The sequence below is a fragment of the Streptomyces sp. NPDC003027 genome (genome assembly GCF_053591435.1).
The window spans coordinates 1-17,625 of sequence record NZ_JBSFTU010000033.1 but is presented as its reverse complement, the minus strand read 5'-3'; the positions used below and the strand labels follow the sequence as shown (position 1 = coordinate 17,625).

The 17,625-nt window shown below is 71.6% G+C and carries 17 protein-coding genes; 13 read left to right on the top strand and 4 right to left on the bottom strand.

What is annotated here, in order from left to right; translation table 11 throughout:
• The first annotated feature begins 120 nt into the window (after window positions 1-120).
• The 6 genes from dxr (at window position 121) to ACWDX6_RS22215 (ending at window position 7,378) form a co-directional block, all read left to right on the top strand.
• Window positions 121-1,371 carry a 1-deoxy-D-xylulose-5-phosphate reductoisomerase gene (dxr, locus tag ACWDX6_RS22240; RefSeq protein WP_451486628.1) on the top strand — a complete coding sequence of 417 codons (1,251 nt, stop codon included), beginning with the start codon at window positions 121-123 and terminating at the stop codon, window positions 1,369-1,371.
• Complete coding sequence (locus tag ACWDX6_RS22235; protein ID WP_451486627.1) at window positions 1,368-2,672, top strand: M50 family metallopeptidase; 1,305 nt, start codon at window positions 1,368-1,370, stop codon at window positions 2,670-2,672. Before dxr ends, ACWDX6_RS22235 begins: the two co-directional genes overlap by 4 nt.
• 128 nt (window positions 2,673-2,800) lie before the next feature.
• A complete protein-coding gene (gene ispG, locus ACWDX6_RS22230) occupies window positions 2,801-3,958 on the top strand; it encodes a flavodoxin-dependent (E)-4-hydroxy-3-methylbut-2-enyl-diphosphate synthase (RefSeq protein ID WP_451486626.1) in 1,158 nt (385 codons plus the stop codon).
• Between the two features lie 224 nt (window positions 3,959-4,182).
• A complete protein-coding gene (locus ACWDX6_RS22225) occupies window positions 4,183-5,028 on the top strand; it encodes a GNAT family N-acetyltransferase (protein ID WP_451486625.1) in 846 nt (281 codons plus the stop codon).
• A gap of 29 nt (window positions 5,029-5,057) precedes the next feature.
• Complete coding sequence (locus tag ACWDX6_RS22220; RefSeq protein ID WP_451486624.1) at window positions 5,058-5,615, top strand: GNAT family N-acetyltransferase; 558 nt, start codon at window positions 5,058-5,060, stop codon at window positions 5,613-5,615.
• Between the two features lie 68 nt (window positions 5,616-5,683).
• Entirely contained in the window at window positions 5,684-7,378 is a 1,695-nt protein-coding gene (locus tag ACWDX6_RS22215; RefSeq protein WP_451486623.1) for a proline--tRNA ligase, read from the top strand.
• 69 nt (window positions 7,379-7,447) lie between these two features.
• Here the strand turns inward: ACWDX6_RS22215 and ACWDX6_RS22210 are convergent, their stop codons facing one another.
• From ACWDX6_RS22210 to ACWDX6_RS22195, 4 genes are read right to left on the bottom strand one after another with little or no spacing between them, the layout of a single operon-like run.
• Window positions 7,448-8,395, bottom strand: a complete 948-nt coding sequence (locus tag ACWDX6_RS22210) for a slipin family protein (protein WP_451486622.1) — start codon at window positions 8,393-8,395, stop codon at window positions 7,448-7,450.
• 60 nt (window positions 8,396-8,455) lie between these two features.
• Window positions 8,456-9,355, bottom strand: coding sequence for an aminoglycoside phosphotransferase family protein (locus ACWDX6_RS22205; protein ID WP_451486621.1), 900 nt, complete (start codon window positions 9,353-9,355; stop codon window positions 8,456-8,458).
• Window positions 9,356-9,401: 46 nt separating this feature from the next.
• Entirely contained in the window at window positions 9,402-9,818 is a 417-nt protein-coding gene (locus ACWDX6_RS22200) for a ferritin-like domain-containing protein (RefSeq protein WP_451486620.1), read from the bottom strand.
• Window positions 9,815-10,408 (bottom strand): hypothetical protein, encoded by a 594-nt coding sequence (locus ACWDX6_RS22195; protein WP_451486619.1) that lies wholly within the window; start codon window positions 10,406-10,408, stop codon window positions 9,815-9,817. The genes ACWDX6_RS22200 and ACWDX6_RS22195 overlap by 4 nt, the downstream gene beginning before the upstream one ends.
• 162 nt (window positions 10,409-10,570) lie before the next feature.
• On the opposite strand from ACWDX6_RS22195, the gene rimP reads away from it, so the two are divergent.
• The 7 genes from rimP to truB all read left to right on the top strand — a co-directional run bounded on the left by rimP (window position 10,571) and on the right by truB (window position 17,533).
• The gene (gene rimP, locus ACWDX6_RS22190; protein ID WP_451486618.1) at window positions 10,571-11,068 is read left to right on the top strand and encodes a ribosome maturation factor RimP; all 498 of its coding nucleotides are present in this window, start codon (window positions 10,571-10,573) and stop codon (window positions 11,066-11,068) included.
• Window positions 11,069-11,070: 2 nt separating this feature from the next.
• Window positions 11,071-12,078 carry a transcription termination factor NusA gene (nusA, locus tag ACWDX6_RS22185; RefSeq protein ID WP_451486617.1) on the top strand — a complete coding sequence of 336 codons (1,008 nt, stop codon included), beginning with the start codon at window positions 11,071-11,073 and terminating at the stop codon, window positions 12,076-12,078.
• Between the two features lie 117 nt (window positions 12,079-12,195).
• On the top strand, window positions 12,196-12,474 hold the full coding sequence (locus ACWDX6_RS22180; protein ID WP_451486616.1) for a YlxR family protein: 279 nt from the start codon (window positions 12,196-12,198) through the stop codon (window positions 12,472-12,474).
• 147 nt (window positions 12,475-12,621) lie between these two features.
• Window positions 12,622-15,723, top strand: coding sequence for a translation initiation factor IF-2 (infB, locus tag ACWDX6_RS22175; protein WP_451486615.1), 3,102 nt, complete (start codon window positions 12,622-12,624; stop codon window positions 15,721-15,723).
• Window positions 15,724-15,861: 138 nt separating this feature from the next.
• Window positions 15,862-16,155, top strand: coding sequence for a DUF503 domain-containing protein (locus ACWDX6_RS22170; RefSeq protein WP_451486614.1), 294 nt, complete (start codon window positions 15,862-15,864; stop codon window positions 16,153-16,155).
• Between the two features lie 29 nt (window positions 16,156-16,184).
• The gene (rbfA, locus tag ACWDX6_RS22165) at window positions 16,185-16,637 is read left to right on the top strand and encodes a 30S ribosome-binding factor RbfA (RefSeq protein WP_451486613.1); all 453 of its coding nucleotides are present in this window, start codon (window positions 16,185-16,187) and stop codon (window positions 16,635-16,637) included.
• Complete coding sequence (truB, locus tag ACWDX6_RS22160) at window positions 16,634-17,533, top strand: tRNA pseudouridine(55) synthase TruB (protein ID WP_451486612.1); 900 nt, start codon at window positions 16,634-16,636, stop codon at window positions 17,531-17,533. Before rbfA ends, truB begins: the two co-directional genes overlap by 4 nt.
• Window positions 17,534-17,625: the final 92 nt, after the last annotated feature.

The following is a 17,625-nucleotide window of genomic DNA, read 5'->3' as shown; positions in this document are numbered from 1 at the left end:
GGCCCCGGCGCCCGACGCCCCGGCCGCGTACGGAAGACCTTCCCCGACTTCCACCACGTCTTCGAGGCGTTCACCCGCACCCCGTGAAGGCCGCCCCCTCTTTGCGGTGAGAATGGGGGCATGAGCGACCGCCCCTCTCCTCTCGCCGATCCGCACATCGCCTTCGATCCAGCCGAAGGCCGTCGGGACATCGTCGTCCTCGGCTCCACCGGATCCATCGGCACCCAGGCCATCGACCTGGTCCTGCGCAACCCCGACCGCTTCCGGGTCACCGCCCTCGCCGCGTCCGGCGGCCGGGTCGGGCTGCTCGCCGAGCAGGCGCACCGGCTGCGGGTGGCCACGGTCGCCGTCGCCCGCGAGGACGTGGTGCCGGAGCTGCGGGACGCGCTGAGGCGCTGGTACGGCTCCGAGCCGCTGCCCGAGATCCTCGCCGGCCCGGACGCCGCCACCGAGGTGGCCGCCTCCCCCTGCCACACCGTGCTCAACGGCATCACCGGCTCCATCGGCCTGGCGCCCACCCTCGCCGCCCTCGAAGCCGGCCGCACCCTCGCCCTCGCCAACAAGGAGTCGCTGATCGTCGGCGGCCCGCTGGTCAGGGAGCGGGCCAAGCCCGGGCAGATCATCCCGGTCGACTCCGAGCACGCCGCACTCTTCCAGGCGCTCGCCGCGGGCACCCGCGCCGACGTCCGCAAACTCGTCGTCACCGCCTCCGGCGGCCCCTTCCGCGGCCGTACGCGCGACGAGCTGGCGCACGTCACCCGCGAGGACGCGCTCGCCCACCCCACGTGGGCGATGGGCCCCGTCATCACGGTCAACAGCGCCACCCTGGTCAACAAGGGCCTGGAGGTCATCGAGGCGCACCTCCTCTACGACATCCCCTTCGACCGCATCGAGGTCGTCGTGCACCCCCAGTCGTACGTCCACTCGATGGTCGAGTTCACCGACGGCTCCACCCTCGCCCAGGCCACCCCGCCCGATATGCGCGGCCCGATCGCCATCGGCATCGGCTGGCCCGAGCGGGTCCCCGACGCGGCCCCCGCCTTCGACTGGTCCACGGCCTCCACCTGGGAGTTCTTCCCGCTCGACACCGAGGCGTTCCCGTCCGTCGGACTCGCCCGGCACGTCGGCACGCTCGGCGGCACCGCCCCGGCCGTCTTCAACGCGGCGAACGAGGAGTGCGTCGAGGCGTTCCTCGCCGGAAGGCTGCCGTTCAACGGAATCATGGATACGGTCACCGCGGTCGTCACCGAACACGGCACCCCCGCCCGGGGAACCTCGCTCACGGTGGCGGACGTCCTGGAAGCGGAGACCTGGGCCCGCGCCCGGGCCCGGGAACTGGCAGCGAAGGCAACCGCGGAGGCACGCGCATGACCGCACTTCTCTACGTCCTCGGCATCGTGCTGTTCGCGCTGGGGCTGCTCGTCTCCATCGCCTGGCACGAGCTCGGCCACCTCTCCACGGCCAAGCTCTTCGGCATCCGCGTGCCCCAGTACATGGTCGGTTTCGGCCCCACGATCTGGTCCAAGCGGAAGGGCGAGACGGAGTACGGCATCAAGGCCATCCCGGCAGGCGGGTACATCCGCATGATCGGCATGTTCCCGCCCGGCAAGGACGGCCGGATGGAGGCCCGCTCCACCTCCCCCTGGCGCTCGATGATCGAGGACGCCCGCGAGGCCTCCTTCGAGGAGCTCAAGCCGGGCGACGAGAACCGGCTCTTCTACACGCGCAAGCCCTGGAAGCGCGTCATCGTCATGTTCGCCGGACCCTTCATGAACCTGGTCCTGGCCGTCGTGCTCTTCTTCGGCAGCATGATGGTGCTCGGCATCGAGGGCCAGACCACCAAGGTCGCCGGCGTCCAGAAGTGCGTCATCGAGCAGAGCGAGAAGCGCGACACCTGCGGTAAGGACGACCCGGTCTCCCCGGCCCACGCGGCGGGCCTCAAGGAGGGCGACAAGATCGTCGCCTTCAACGGCACGCCCGTCGACGACTGGAACACCCTCTCCGACCACATCCGCGACACCATCGGCCCCGCCACCCTGACCGTCGAACGCGACGGCCGGCAGCTCGACCTGCACCCCACCCTCGTCGCCAACCAGGTGTTGAAGAAGGACGAGGACGGCCGGGTCGTCAACCCGCCGGCCTACGTCAAGGCCGGATACCTGGGCTTCGCCTCGAAGAGCGAGGTGATGCCCCTCACCTTCGGCGAGACCACCGCCCGTATGACGGACCTGCTGCAGACCGGCGCGGAGTCCGTGATCGCCCTGCCCAGCAAGATCCCGGCCCTGTGGGACGCCACCTTCGGTGACGGCGAACGCGCCGCGGACTCCCCGGTCGGCGTGGTCGGCGCGGCCCGGCTCACCGGCGAGCTGATGACCGTCGAGGCGCCGCCGGAGCGGATCCTCGTGATGTTCATGAACGTCCTCGTGATGTTCAACGTCTCGCTGTTCCTGTTCAACATGCTGCCGCTGCTTCCCCTCGACGGCGGGCACATCGCCGGCGCCCTGTGGGAGTCGGTACGACGGCACACCGCGCGGATCTTCCGCCGGCCCGACCCCGGCCCGTTCGACGTGGCCAAGCTGATGCCGGCCGCCTACGTGGTGGCGGGCGTCTTCATCTGCTTCACGCTGCTCGTCCTCGCCGCCGACATCGTCAATCCGGTGAAGCTCACGTGACGCACGGGCGGCCGGAGCCCCGTGGTGTCCGGCCGCCCACCGCCGGGGCGGTAACCTCGAAGACCTGAGCCCGCCGACGTACGGGATCTCGATCCGCATCTTGGCCACACCTTGGGGTTGCACAGCTGATGACCGCGATTTCTCTCGGTATCCCGTCCGTTCCGACCAGGCTCGCCGAGCGGCGCAAGAGCCGCCAGATCCAGGTCGGTTCCGTGGCCGTCGGCGGCGACGCGCCCGTTTCGGTGCAGTCGATGACCACCACCCGTACCTCCGACATCGGCGCCACGCTCCAGCAGATCGCCGAGCTGACCGCCTCCGGCTGCCAGATCGTCCGCGTAGCCTGCCCGACGCAGGACGACGCCGACGCGCTCGCGATCATCGCGAAGAAGTCGCAGATCCCGGTCATCGCCGACATCCACTTCCAGCCGAAGTACGTCTTCGCCGCGATCGACGCCGGCTGCGCCGCGGTCCGCGTCAACCCGGGCAACATCAAGCAGTTCGACGACAAGGTCAAGGAGATCGCCAAGGCGGCCTCCGCGGCCGGCACCCCGATCCGGATCGGGGTCAACGCCGGCTCGCTCGACGCCCGCCTGCTGGCGAAGTACGGCAAGGCCACCCCCGAGGCCCTCGTCGAGTCCGCCCTGTGGGAGGCGTCCCTCTTCGAGGAGCACGGCTTCCAGGACATCAAGATCTCGGTCAAGCACAACGACCCGGTCGTCATGGTCAACGCCTACCGCCAGCTCGCCGCGCAGTGCGACTACCCGCTGCACCTCGGCGTCACCGAGGCCGGCCCCGCCTTCCAGGGCACCATCAAGTCCGCCGTCGCCTTCGGCGCCCTGCTCGCCGAGGGCATCGGCGACACCATCCGTGTCTCGCTGTCGGCGCCCCCGGCGGAGGAGATCAAGGTCGGCATCCAGATCCTGGAGTCGCTCAACCTGCGCCAGCGCCGCCTGGAGATCGTCTCCTGCCCCTCCTGCGGCCGGGCCCAGGTCGACGTCTACAAGCTCGCCGAAGAGGTCACCGCGGGCCTGGAGGGCATGGAGGTCCCGCTGCGCGTCGCCGTCATGGGCTGCGTCGTCAACGGCCCCGGCGAGGCCCGCGAGGCCGACCTCGGCGTCGCCTCCGGCAACGGCAAGGGCCAGATCTTCGTCAAGGGCGAGGTCATCAAGACCGTCCCCGAGTCGAAGATCGTCGAGACCCTCATCGAGGAGGCGATGAAGATCGCCGAGCAGATGGAGAAGGACGGCGTGATGAGCGGCGAGCCCGAGGTCGTCGCCGTCGGCTGACCCCCCGGAGGGGGCCCGAGGCCGCAGCCGTCGGCCGACCGCCCGGAGGGCCCGAGGCCGCAGCCGTCGGCCGACCGCCCCGCACCACCCGAGTACGTACGCCGTGAAGCCCCGCCGCACCCCGTGGCGGGGCTTCGCCGTACCCGTCCGTCCGCTCACCCGACACCTCCCCGACGCGCCAGGTACAGTGCGGAGACCAGCAGACCGTATGGTGAGGCCCCCTCGTGTTGACGCAGACCACCACCCGGGTCCTCGAACCCGCCGACCTCGGCGCCGCGCTCGCCGTCCTGGAGAGCGCCCCCGTCGAGAACGCCTTCGTCGCGGCGCGCGTCCAGGCGGCCGGACTCGACCCCTGGCGCCTCGGCGGCGAGATGTGGGGCTGGTACACCGACGGGCGGCTGCGGTCCCTGTGCTACTCCGGCGCCAACCTCGTCCCCATCTGCGCCACCCCCGAGGCCGTCCGCGCCTTCGCCGACCGGGCGCGCAGGACCGGCCGCCGCTGCTCCTCCCTCGTCGGCCCCGCCGAACCCACCGCCCAGCTCTGGCGGCTCCTGGAACCCGGCTGGGGCCCCGCCCGGGACATCCGTCCGCACCAGCCGCTGATGGTCACCGAGGAACCCTCCGCCACCGTCGAGCCCGACCCCTTCGTCCGCCGCGTCCGCAAGGACGAGATGGAGGTGATCCTGCCCGCGTGCGTGGCCATGTTCACCGAGGAGGTCGGCATCTCGCCCATGGCCGGCGACGGCGGACTGCTCTACCAGGCCCGCGTCGCCGAACTCGTCGGGTCCGGACGCTCCTTCGCCCGCATCGAGGACGGCAAGGTCGTCTTCAAGGCGGAGATCGGCGCCGCCACCCGCCATGCCTGCCAGATCCAGGGCGTCTGGGTCGCCCCGGAACACCGCGGCAGGGGCCTCTCCGAGACCGGCATGGCCGCCGTCCTGCGCTACGCCCTCGCCGACGTCGCCCCGGTCGTCAGCCTCTACGTCAACGACTACAACACCCCCGCCAGGGCGGCGTACCGCCGGGTCGGCTTCCGCGAGGTCGGCGCCTTCATGAGCGTGCTGTTCTGAGCCCGGGGACCGACTTGTAGGGTGCGCGCATGGATGACGCTGACGTCACGATCGGACCGGTCAATCTATCCGCTCGGGTGGACGACGCCCTCGCCGTGCAGGCGCTCGCCTTCGGACTGAGCGAGGACGAGATCGCCGTACGACGCCACATCGTGCTCCGCCATCTCCTCAACCCCGGCGCCCGCGCCTACGGCGCCACCACCGCCTCCGGCCGCCTCGTCGGCTTCGTGTACGGGATGCCCAACGACCGCGCCCACTGGTGGTCCGGCGTCGTGGAGCCGTACCTCCGCGCCACCGGCACCGCGGACTGGCTCGACGACTCCTTCGTCATCACCGAACTCCACGTCCACCCCGCCCACCAGGGGCGGGGAGTGGGCCGCGCGCTGATCACCACCATCACCGACCAGGCCGAGCAGCCCCGCTCCATCCTCTCCGCCATCGACACCGAGAGCCCCGCCCGCGCCCTGTACCGGGCCCTCGGCTACACCGACCTCGCCCGGCGGGTGCACTTCCCCACCGCGCCCCGCCCGTACGCCGTGATGGGCGCCCCGCTGCCGCTGCGGAGGAAGGCGCCGGGGAGGAACTGATTTCCGCCCGCGCGGGCCGCCCGGCTAACCTCCTAGCCATCACACTTTTATCCGCAGGAGAGTTCCCCATGGCCCAGGTCCAGCGCATGTCCCGGTTGATGGTCAAGACACTGCGCGACGACCCGGCGGACGCCGAGACGCTCAGCCACAAGCTGCTCGTCCGCGCCGGTTACGTCCGCCGCAACGCCGCGGGCATCTGGTCCTGGCTGCCGCTCGGCATGAAGGTCCTGGAGAACGTCTCCCGCGTGGTGCGCGAGGAGATGGACGCGATCGGCGCGCAGGAGGTCCTGCTGCCGGCGCTGCTGCCCAAGGAGCCCTACGAGGCCTCCGGCCGCTGGGAGGAGTACGGCCCCGAGCTGTTCCGCCTCCAGGACCGCAAGGGCGGCGACTACCTCCTCGGCCCGACGCACGAGGAGATCTTCACCCAACTGGTCAAGGACCAGTGCACGTCCTACAAGGACCTGCCGGTGATCCTCTACCAGATCCAGACCAAGTACCGCGACGAGGCGCGTCCCCGCTCGGGCATCCTGCGCGGCCGCGAGTTCCAGATGAAGGACTCGTACTCCTTCGACACCACGGACGAGGGCCTGGCCGAGTCGTACGCGTTGCACCGCCAGGCGTACATCAGGATCTTCGACCGGCTCGGACTCGACCACAAGATCGTCTCCGCGATCTCGGGCGCCATGGGCGGCTCGGCCTCCGAGGAGTTCCTGGCCCCGGCCGCGGCCGGCGAGGACACCTTCGTGTACTGCCCGAACTGCGAGTACGCCGCCAACACGGAGGCCGTGACCTTCAAGGCCGAGGCGGCGGACGCGTCCGCCGTCGGCCCGGTCGAGGAGCTGGACACCCCCGACACCCCGACCATCGAGACCCTCGCCCAGCACCTCGGCGTCCCGGCCTCCGCCACGCTGAAGAACCTGCTGGTCAAGGTCGACGGCGAGATCGTCGCCGTCGGCGTGCCCGGCGACCGCGAGGTCGACCTCGGCAAGCTGGAGGACCACCTGTCCCCGGCCGTCGTCGAGCTGGTCACCGCCGAGGACTTCGAGGGCCGGCCCGACCTGGTACGCGGCTACGTCGGCCCGCAGGGCCTCGACAAGGTCCGCTACATCGCCGACCCGCGCGTCGCGGCCGGCACCTCCTGGATCACCGGCGCCAACAAGGAGGGCAAGCACGCGAAGAACGTCGTCGCGGGCCGCGACTTCCAGGTCGACGACTACCTCGACGTCGTCGTGGTCGAGGAGAACGACCCCTGCCCGAACTGCGGCACCGGCCTGAAGATGGACCGCGCGATCGAGATCGGCCACATCTTCCAGCTCGGCCGCAAGTACGCCGACGCCTTCCAGCTCGACGTCCTCGGCCAGAACGGCAAGCCGGTCCGCGTGACGATGGGCTCGTACGGCATCGGCGTCTCGCGCGCCGTCGCCGCCCTGGCCGAGCAGCACGCCGACGACAAGGGCCTGTGCTGGCCCGCCGAGGTGGCCCCGGCCGACGTCCACGTCGTCGCGGCCGGCAAGGCGCTCCAGACCGAGCTGGCCCTGGAGGTCTCCGAGAAGCTCAAGAACGCGGGCCTGCGGGTCCTCGTCGACGACCGCGCGGGCGTCTCGCCGGGTGTGAAGTTCACCGACGCGGAGCTCATCGGCGTCCCGAAGATCCTGGTCGCCGGCCGCCGCTCGGCCGAGGGCGTCCTGGAGCTGAAGGACCGCCGCACGGGCGAGCGCGAGGAACTGACGGCCGACGAGGCGATCGCCCGCCTGAGCGGCTGACGGCGCGGCCCGCGGGTGGTGGGCACCGGTCCCGACGGGGCGGTGCCCACCACCCGCGGGCCCCCGTCGTCAGGGGCCGATCCGGGACTCGGGATCCGGGTCGACCGGGGGGCCGGTCACGGTGTCGTCCACCGGCTCCGGCAGCGAAGCACCCGGTTCGCCCGGGAGGGGCGGCAGCGGGTCCTCGAACCTCTCGGTCGGCGCACGCGGCGCCTCCGGACGCGCCACGCGCACATGGTCCGCCGCCCCCGGCTGGTTCTGCGCCGCCCGCTCCAGGAACCGCAGCAGCTCCACCGGGAACGGCAGCACCAGCGTCGAGTTCTTCTCCGCCGCCACCGCCACCACCGTCTGCAGCAGCCGCAGCTGGAGCGCCGCAGGCTGGTCCGACATCACGCCCGCCGCCTCCGCCAGCTTCTTCGACGCCTGCAGCTCCGCGTCCGCGTTGATCACGCGCGCCCGCCGCTCACGGTCCGCCTCCGCCTGCCGGGCCATCGACCGCTTCATCGTCTCCGGCAGCGACACGTCCTTGATCTCCACCCGGTCGATCTGCACCCCCCACCCGATCGCGGGCGAGTCCAGCATCAGCTCAAGACCCTGGTTGAGCTTCTCCCGGTTCGACAGCAGATCGTCGAGATCGCTCTTGCCGATGATCGACCGCAGCGACGTCTGCGCCATCTGCGACACCGCGAAGCGGTAGTCCTCCACCCGCACCAGCGCCTCGGCCGCGTCGACCACCTTGAAGTACACGACCGCGTCCACCCGCACCGTCACGTTGTCCCGCGTGATGCCCTCCTGGGCCGGCACGGGCATCGTCACGATCTGCAGGTTCACCTTGTGCAGCCGGTCGATGACCGGAACGATCATCGTGAACCCGGGACCCCGCACCTGGGGGCGGAGCCGCCCGAAGCGGAAGACGACACCCCGTTCGTACTGCTTCACCACACGCGCGGCGGCGCCGACGTAGACCACCACGGCCGTTCCGACACCTGCCGCCGCCGTCAACAGCTCCTCGACCATCACGGCCCCCTCACGGTCCGCGCCGAGCGTCACAAAAAGCGTTACAAAAAGGGTATTCCCCTACAGCCAGCCCGCGAACTCGAGCAACAGCTCCGCGTCCTGCCGCCGCCCCACCGCCAGCGCGCGCGTGCCCGACTCCACCGCCCGGAACAGCGACCAGCCACGCAGCCGCTCCCGGTCCACCTCCAGGGAGTCCGCCAGCTTGTTCACCCGCCGGCGCGCCGACGAGGCCCCCGCCGAGGACGCCACCAGGTCCTCGACCCGGTCGCGGACCAGCCGCGCCAGGTCGTAGGCGCGCTCGCCGACCAGCGGGTCGGGCCCCACGGCCAGCCACGGCGCCCGGTCACCGGCCAGGACCTTGCCCTGCCGGAAGCAGCCGTGCAGCAGCAGTGTCTCGGGGGAGTCCGCGACCAGCTCCTCGCGGATGGCGAGCGCCGCCGCCGCCAGATCGCCGGCCACCGCGTCGCCCCGATGGGCCGCCATGGCCGTCGCCTGCCGGGCCGTGCGCTCGGCGACCGACTCGAAGCCGTGCCCCGCCGGCGGCTCGACCCACAGCCGCCGTACCGTTCCGGCCGCCTCCAGAAGCGCCTTCGCCTCCGGCAGGGAACGCAGCGAGACCTCGGTGTGCAGCCGCTCCAGGAGCAGCGCGCCGCCCTTCGCCTCCCCGAGCAGCCGCACCGCCCCCCAGCCGTTCCAGTGCGCCAGCGCGTCCCGCTCCAACGCGGGGCGGGTGAACCCGGGGGCGATCTTCAGCGCCGCCGGAGAACCGTCCGGCTGCCGTACGAGCACCACCAGGCTGCTCCGTCCGCCCGGCGCCACCACCCGTTCGACGTCCAGGGACGCCTGGTCCAGCGTGGCCTCAGCGAGTTCGGGAAGCCTGCCGAGCCAATCCTGCGCGACCGCGTCCCCGTACGTCTCGCCGAGCGCCCGCACCAGTCGCTGCGGCGGTTCGAAACCCATGCGTGCGTCGTTCCTTCCGCGGTTCGGAGCCTGGTCGGGGCCCGGCTCATACCCGCTCGGCGAGCCCAGGAAAGGTTACGTCTCCGCCGCGCCAGCGGACGGCCCGCACCGCTGCGTCGCGCAACGCGGCCGCCGCGTCCCGCCGCAGCGGCCCCGGCGCCGCCCGTACGAGGTCGGCGTAGACGCCCGCGATCCGGTCCTCCAGCAGGGCGGCGAGGCGCACGGCCGCCGCGGTGTCCGGCACGGCGAACGGCAGCTCGTAACCGGCCGCCGCGACGGCCGGCTCGCCGCCCAGGTCCCGTACCGTCCGGCGCAGCGCGTCGCGCCGGGCCCGGTGGCCGTCGTACGCCGCCGCGGCCTCCGCGCGCCGCTCCGCGCCGATCCGGCCGCCGACGACCCCGTACCCGTACACCGCCGCGTGTTCGGCGGCCAGCGCGGCCTGTGCCGCGTCGAGAGCGCTCATGCCCGGCCTCCGTCGGTCAGCAGATAGGCGTGCGCCGCACCGGCCGCCGCCACCGAGGCCAGCAGCCGGGCGTACTCGGGCGGCGCGTCGAGCAGCGCGTCCGTGTGCGCGTCGGCGGCCTTCCGGGCGGCGGCGGTCAGCTCCCGCAGCGCGGCGGCCGGATCGGCCGGCACGGCAGGGCCCGCGGCGGTCGCCGGCGGCCGCGCACCGGGGGGCCCGCTCGGGCCCGTGGCGGCGGAGGAGCCCGGTGCGGCGGGGGTCGCACCGCCGTCCGTGGCGGCACCGGTCGGAGCGTCGGTGAGACCCTCCCCGAGCGCCTTCGCGTGCGCCGCCACCGACGCCCGCAGCGGAGTCAGCCGCGCCGCCAGCGAGGGATGCGCGGCGAGCACCGCGTCGTAACGTTTCAGCAGGTCCTGGCTGGTCGCCACCGACGCGCGGCGCAGCGCCGCCTCGGCGCGCGCCGCCCGCTCGGCCGCGGACGGCTGCCTCGGGCGATCGCGGCCGCCGTCCCCGTCGGAGGTGCAGCCGGCCAGCGTCACGGCGCCCGCCGCCAGGAGCGCGCGCCTGCCCAACGTCCCCGTGCGCCCCACGTTCACTCCCTCGTGCCTCGGTCCAAGATCTCGAAGATCACCGCAGGCGAGCGTACCCGCGGCCGGCGGCCCGTGGACGGCAACACCCCTCCGGACCGGATACCCTTTGGTCTGACACGCGACGAAACCCACAACAGCACACGCGGCCGAGGAGTCACCCGGATGAGCACCACCCAGAGCGACAGGCTGCGCGGACTCCTGGAGCCGCTCGTCCACGCGAAGGACCTGGATCTCGAAGAGATCGAAGTGTCCCGGGCCGGCCGCCGCGGACTGCTGAGGGTCATCGTCGACTCGGACGAGGGCGTCGAACTCGACGCCTGCGCCGAGCTGAGCCGCGCCATCTCCGAGAAGCTCGACGAGACGGACGCGATGGGAGAGGGCGAGTACGTCCTCGAGGTCAGCTCGCCCGGCGCCGACCGTCCGCTCACCCAGCACCGGCACTACGTCCGTGCCACGGGACGCCTGGTCAAGCTTCAGCTGCACGAGGGCGACGACGTGATCGCCCGGATCCTGACCGTGGACGACGACGGCCTCGACCTCGAAGTGCCGGGCCTGAAGGGGCGCAAGCCCACCGCCCGCCGGGTCGAGTTCGCCGACATCGCCAAGGCGCGTGTCGAGATCGAGTTCAACCGCAAGGACAAGAAGGAAGAGGAGGCGTAGCCGTGGACATCGACGTGAAGCTCCTGAAGGGCTTGGCACAAGAGAAGGAGATCTCCTTCGACCTGTTGGTCGAGGCGATCGAGTCGGCCCTCCTCATCGCCTACCACCGCACCCCCTCCGCCCGCCGCCACGCGCGTGTGGAGCTGAACCGGCAGACCGGTCATGTGACGGTGTGGGCGAAGGAAGACCCCTCCGAGCTGGAGGAGGGCCAGGAGCCCAAGGACTTCGACGACACTCCGTCGGACTTCGGACGGATCGCCGCGAGCACCGCCCGCCAGGTCATCCAGCAGCGGCTGCGCGACGCCGAGAACGACGTCACCTTCGGCGAGTACGCCCGCCGCGAGGGCGACATCGTCGCCGGTATGGTGCAGCAGGGCAAGGACCCGAAGAACGTCCTCGTCAAGCTGGACGACAAGCTGGAAGCCATCCTTCCGGTGCAGGAGCAGGTGCCGGGCGAGGACTACACGCACGGTCTGCGGCTGCGTACGTACGTCGTCCGGGTGGCCAAGGGTGTCCGCGGTCCGTCCGTCACCCTGTCGCGCACCCACCCCAATCTGGTGAAGAAGCTCTTCGCGCTGGAGGTCCCCGAGATCGCGGACGGTTCCGTGGAGATCTCGGCGATCGCCCGTGAGGCCGGTCACCGCACCAAGATCGCCGTGCGGTCCACCCGGTCGGGCCTGAACGCCAAGGGCGCCTGCATCGGCCCGATGGGCAGCCGCGTGCGCAATGTCATGGCGGAGCTGCTCGGCGAGAAGATCGACATCGTCGACTGGTCCGACGACCCGGCCGAGATGGTGGCCAACGCGCTCTCCCCGGCCCGGGTCTCCAAGGTCGAGATCGTCGACCTGGCCGCCCGTTCGGCCCGCGTGACCGTGCCGGACTACCAGCTCTCCCTCGCCATCGGCAAGGAAGGGCAGAACGCCCGGCTCGCCGCCCGCCTCACCGGCTGGCGCATCGACATCCGCCCGGACACCGAGCAGCCGTCCGACGGTGACCGCGACCACCGCTGAGCCGTCGAAGGAATGGATCGCGCCATGGTGACGTTCTGCCATGGCGAAATCACGACAAACGACCGTTCGATTTTTGCCCCGCACGGGTGAGGTCGCTACGGGGAGGTAGACTTAAGCGTGTCTGGCCGGACGCATGCCCGCGTGTGCCCTGAGCGAACCTGTGTGGGATGCCGGGAGCGAGCGGCCAAGAGCGATCTGCTGCGCATCGTGGCGATCGAGGGCACCTGTGTCCCCGATCCTCGCGGTACGCTGCCCGGCCGGGGTGCGTATCTGCACCCCGCCTCGGTCTGTCTCGACCTGGCGGTCCGCCGCCGGGCGTTTCCGAGGGCCTTCAAGGCCCAGGGACCGCTCGACACCGCGGAAATCCGCTGTCATGTCGAGCAGGCGACACCGTAAGAAGAAGTACGGCACGGAACACCGTGCGGTCAGGTACCTCGCGAGTTGGAAGTAGGTCGAGATTGCGATGAGCACTCGATGAGTACGCGATGAGTACGCCCATGAAGTAGCGACGGTCCGGCGGTAACCGGACCTAAAAGGAGCGAAGTGGCTAAGGTCCGGGTATACGAACTCGCCAAGGAGTTCGGTGTGGAGAGCAAGGTCGTCATGGCCAAGCTCCAAGAACTCGGTGAATTCGTCCGTTCGGCGTCCTCGACGATCGAGGCGCCGGTCGTGCGCAAGTTGACTGATGCACTGCAGGGGCCCGGCGGCAACGCCGGCAAGTCCGCTGCCAAGCCGGGGGCGCCTCGCAAGGCCGCCCCCTCGAAGCCCTCGGCGCCGTCTCAGGCCGCCGCGGCACGTCCCGCTGCCCCCAAGCCCGGCGCACCGGCCCCCAAGCCGGCTCCTGCCGCGCCCGCGGCGCCGGCCCCGGTCACGCCGGCCGCGCCGACGAGCAGCACCCCCTCTCCGGCTCCGGCCGCCTCGGGCCCCCGCCCGGGCCCGAAGCCCGCGCCCAAGCCGGCCACGCCGGCTCCGGCGGCCCCCGAGTTCACCGCGCCCCCGTCGGCCCCGGCCGCCGGTCCGCGTGCCGGTGGCGGTACCCCGGGTCCGCGTCCCGCCGGCGAGCGTCCCGCCCGTCCGGGTCAGCAGGGCCAGCGTCCGCAGGGCCAGGGTGCCCCGCGCCCCCAGGGCCAGGGCGCTCCGCGTCCCGGCGCTCGTCCGGCCGGTCCCCGTCCGGGCAACAACCCCTTCACCTCGGGTGGCTCCACCGGAATGGCGCGTCCGCAGACGCCCCGTCCCGGCGGCGGCGCTCCCCGTCCCGGCGGCCCCGGTGCCGTTCCGGGCGCCCCGCGTCCGCAGGGCGGCCCCGGCGGCGCCCCGCGCCCGCAGGGTCAGGGCGGCGCCCGCCCCACCCCCGGTGGCATGCCTCGCCCGCAGGCTCCCCGTCCGGGAGGCGCTCCCGGTGGTAACCGTCCCAACCCGGGCATGATGCCGCAGCGTCCCGCTGCCGGCCCGCGTCCCGGTGGTGGCCCCGGCGGCGGCCGTGGCCCCGGCGGCCCCGGTGGTCGTCCGGCAGGCGGCGGCGGTCGTCCCGGCGGCGGCGGCTTCGCCGGCCGTCCGGCCGGTCCCGGCGGTGGCGGCGGCGGCTTCGCCGGTCGTCCCGGCGGTCCCGGTGGTGGCGGCGGCGGTCGTCCGGGTGGTCCCGGCGGCGGTGGCGGCGGCTTCGGCGGTCGTCCCGGCGGCTTCGGTGGCCGTCCCGGCGGTCCGGGTGGCCGTGGTGGCACGCAGGGCGCCTTCGGTCGCCCCGGCGGTCCCGCGCGTCGCGGTCGCAAGTCGAAGCGGCAGAGGCGCCAGGAGTACGAGGCCATGCAGGCCCCGTCGGTCGGCGGCGTGATGCTGCCTCGCGGCAACGGCGAGACCATTCGCCTGTCGCGCGGTGCGTCCCTCACCGACTTCGCCGAGAAGATCAACGCCAACCCGGCGTCGCTCGTCGCGGTGATGATGAACCTCGGCGAGATGGTCACGGCCACGCAGTCTGTCTCCGACGAGACGCTGCAGCTCCTCGGCGACGAGATGAACTACACCGTTCAGATCGTCTCCCCCGAGGAGGAGGACCGCGAGCTGCTCGAGTCCTTCGACATCGAGTTCGGCGAGGACGAGGGCGGCGAAGAGGCCCTGGTCTCGCGTCCGCCGGTCGTCACCGTCATGGGTCACGTCGACCACGGTAAGACCCGACTGCTCGACGCCATCCGCAAGACGAACGTCGTCGCGGGCGAGGCCGGCGGCATCACCCAGCACATCGGTGCCTACCAGGTGGGTACCGAGGTCAACGGTGAAGAGCGCCGGATCACCTTCATCGACACCCCGGGTCACGAGGCGTTCACCGCCATGCGTGCCCGTGGTGCGAAGTCGACCGACATCGCGATCCTCGTAGTGGCGGCCAACGACGGTGTGATGCCCCAGACGATCGAGGCGCTGAACCACGCCAAGGCGGCCGGTGTGCCGATCGTGGTCGCGGTCAACAAGATCGACGTCGAGGGCGCGGACCCGACCAAGGTCCGTGGTCAGCTGACCGAGTTCGGTCTGGTGGCCGAGGAGTACGGCGGCGACACGATGTTCGTCGACATCTCCGCCAAGCAGGGTCTCAACATCGACTCCCTGCTGGAGGCCGTGGTCCTCACCGCGGACGCCTCGCTCGACCTTCGGGCCAACCCGAACCAGGACGCGCAGGGTATTGCGATCGAGTCCCACCTGGACAAGGGCCGCGGTGCCGTCTCGACCGTCCTGGTCCAGCGCGGAACGCTGCGCATCGGCGACACGATGGTCGTCGGCGACGCGTACGGCCGTGTCCGGGCGATGCTCGACGACAAGGGCAACAACGTCGAGGAGGCGACCCCGTCGACTCCCGTCCTCGTGCTCGGTCTCACCAACGTCCCGGGTGCCGGCGACAACTTCCTGGTGGTCGACGAGGACCGTACGGCCCGTCAGATCGCCGAGAAGCGCGCTGCGCGTGAGCGCAACGCCGCCTTCGCCAAGCGCGTCCGCCGGGTGTCCCTCGAGGACCTCGACAAGGTGCTCAAGGCCGGTCTGGTCCAGGAACTCAACCTCATCATCAAGGGCGACGCGTCCGGTGCGGTGGAGGCTCTCGAGTCCTCGCTGCTCCAGCTCGACGTCGGTGAAGAGGTCGACATCCGTGTCCTGCACCGCGGTGTGGGCGCGGTCACCGAGTCCGACATCGACCTGGCGATGGGCTCCGACGCCATCGTCATCGGCTACAACGTCCGCGCGGCCGGCCGTGCCGCGCAGATGGCGGAGCGCGAGGGCGTCGACGTCCGGTACTACTCGGTGATCTACCAGGCCATCGAGGAGATCGAGGCGGCGCTCAAGGGCCTCCTCAAGCCGGAGTACGAAGAGGTCGAGCTCGGTACGGCGGAGATCCGCGAGGTCTTCCGCTCGTCCAAGCTGGGCAACATCGCCGGTGTCCTCATCCGCTCGGGCGAGGTCAAGCGCAACACCAAGGCGCGCCTCATCCGCGACGGCAAGGTCATCGCGGAGAACCTCAACATCGAGGGTCTGCGCCGCTTCAAGGACGACGTCACCGAGATCCGCGAAGGCTTCGAGGGCGGTATCAACCTCGGAAACTTCAACGACATCAAGATCGACGACGTCATCGCGACGTACGAGATGCGCGAGAAGCCGCGCGCCTGATCGCAGAGTCGAGTCGGGGCCGGTCGGCGGAGGTTATTTCCGTCGATCGGCCCCGGCCGTTGCGTGTACGGTTCTGGGGTCCCCGCCGAGTCGTCGGAGGGGTCACCGAACCCGAACCGGCGGGACATCCGGACACACATGTATGTGGGGACTCTGTCCTTCGATCTGCTCCTCGGCGATGTTCGTTCGTTGAAGGAGAAACGCTCCGTGGTACGGCCGATCGTCGCCGAGCTCCAGCGCAAATTCGCGGTGAGCGTGGCGGAGGTCGGCGGCCAGAACCTCCATCGGCGGGCCGAGATCGGCGTCGCCATGGTCTCCGGCGACACGGGGCACCTCACAGACGTACTGGACCGGTGCGAGCGCCTCGTCGCCGCCCGGCCCGAAGTGGAGCTGCTGTCGGTGCGACGCAGGCTCCACACTGATGAAGACTGAACGAGCAAGGCAAAGAAGGAGAAGGACCAGTGGCCGACAACGCGCGGGCGAAGAAGCTGGCGGACCTCATCCGGGAGGTGGTCGCCGAGAAGCTGCAGCGCGGCATCAAGGACCCGCGCCTGGGTACGCACGTGACCATCACGGACACCCGCGTCACCGGTGACCTGCGGGAGGCCACGGTCTTCTACACGGTCTACGGCGACGACGAGGAGCGGGCCAGCGCGGCCGCCGGACTGGAGAGCGCCAAGGGCATCCTGCGCTCCGCCGTCGGCGCCGCCGCCGGGACGAAGTTCACCCCGACGCTGACCTTCGTCGCCGACGCGCTCCCCGAGACCGCCAAGACGATCGAGGACCTCCTCGACAAGGCGCGGGCCTCGGACGCCCAGGTGCGACAGGCGTCCTCGGGCGCCACCTACGCCGGCGAGCCCGACCCGTACCGCAAGCCCGGTGACGAGGACGAAGAGGGCACCACCGCCGAATGAGCAACGCAGGAAAGACCCCCGACGGGCTTGTCGTCGTCGACAAACCGTCGGGCTTCACCTCGCACGACGTCGTGGCCAAGATGCGCGGGATCGCCAGGACCCGGCGCATCGGCCACGCCGGCACGCTCGACCCCATGGCGACGGGCGTCCTCGTCCTCGGTGTGGAGCGGGCGACCAAACTGCTCGGGCACCTCGCGCTGACCGAGAAGGAGTACCTCGGCACCATCCGCCTCGGGCAGACGTCGGTCACCGACGACGCCGAGGGGGAGATCACGGCCTCCGTGGACGCCTCCCAGGTGACCCGCGACGCCATCGACGCGGGGGTGGCGAAGCTGACCGGCGCCATCATGCAGGTGCCGTCGAAGGTCTCCGCCATCAAGATCGACGGAAAGCGGTCCTACGCGCGCGTGCGAGGCGGCGAGGAGTTCGAGATCCCGGCCCGCCCGGTCACGGTCTCGTCCTTCCAGGTGTACGACGTGCGGGACGCGGTCGCCGAGGACGGAACTCCCGTCGTCGACCTGGTCGTCTCCGTGGTCTGCTCCTCCGGTACGTACATCCGGGCGCTCGCCCGTGACCTCGGCGCCGGGCTCGGCGTGGGCGGCCATCTGACCGCACTGCGCCGTACCCGGGTCGGTCCGTACAAGCTGGACGCGGCCCGTACGCTCGACCAGCTCCAGGAGGAGCTGACGGTCATGCCGGTCGCCGACGCGGCCGCGGCGGCGTTCCCCCGCTGGGACGTCGACGAGAGGCGCGCACGGCTGCTCCTCAACGGCGTACGCCTGGAGATGCCGTCGTATCCGGAAGGGCCGGTCGCCGTCTTCGGGCCGGACGGCCTGCTGCTCGCCCTGGTGGAGGAGCGGAAGGGCAAGGCCAAGAGCCTCGCCGTCTTCGGCTGACCCCTCGGGCCGGTTCGGCGGCGTGGGAGCGGGCACGCGCGCGTGCCCGCGAAGCAGGCCGCGATGCTCGACGGTACGGCCGCCATCGCCGC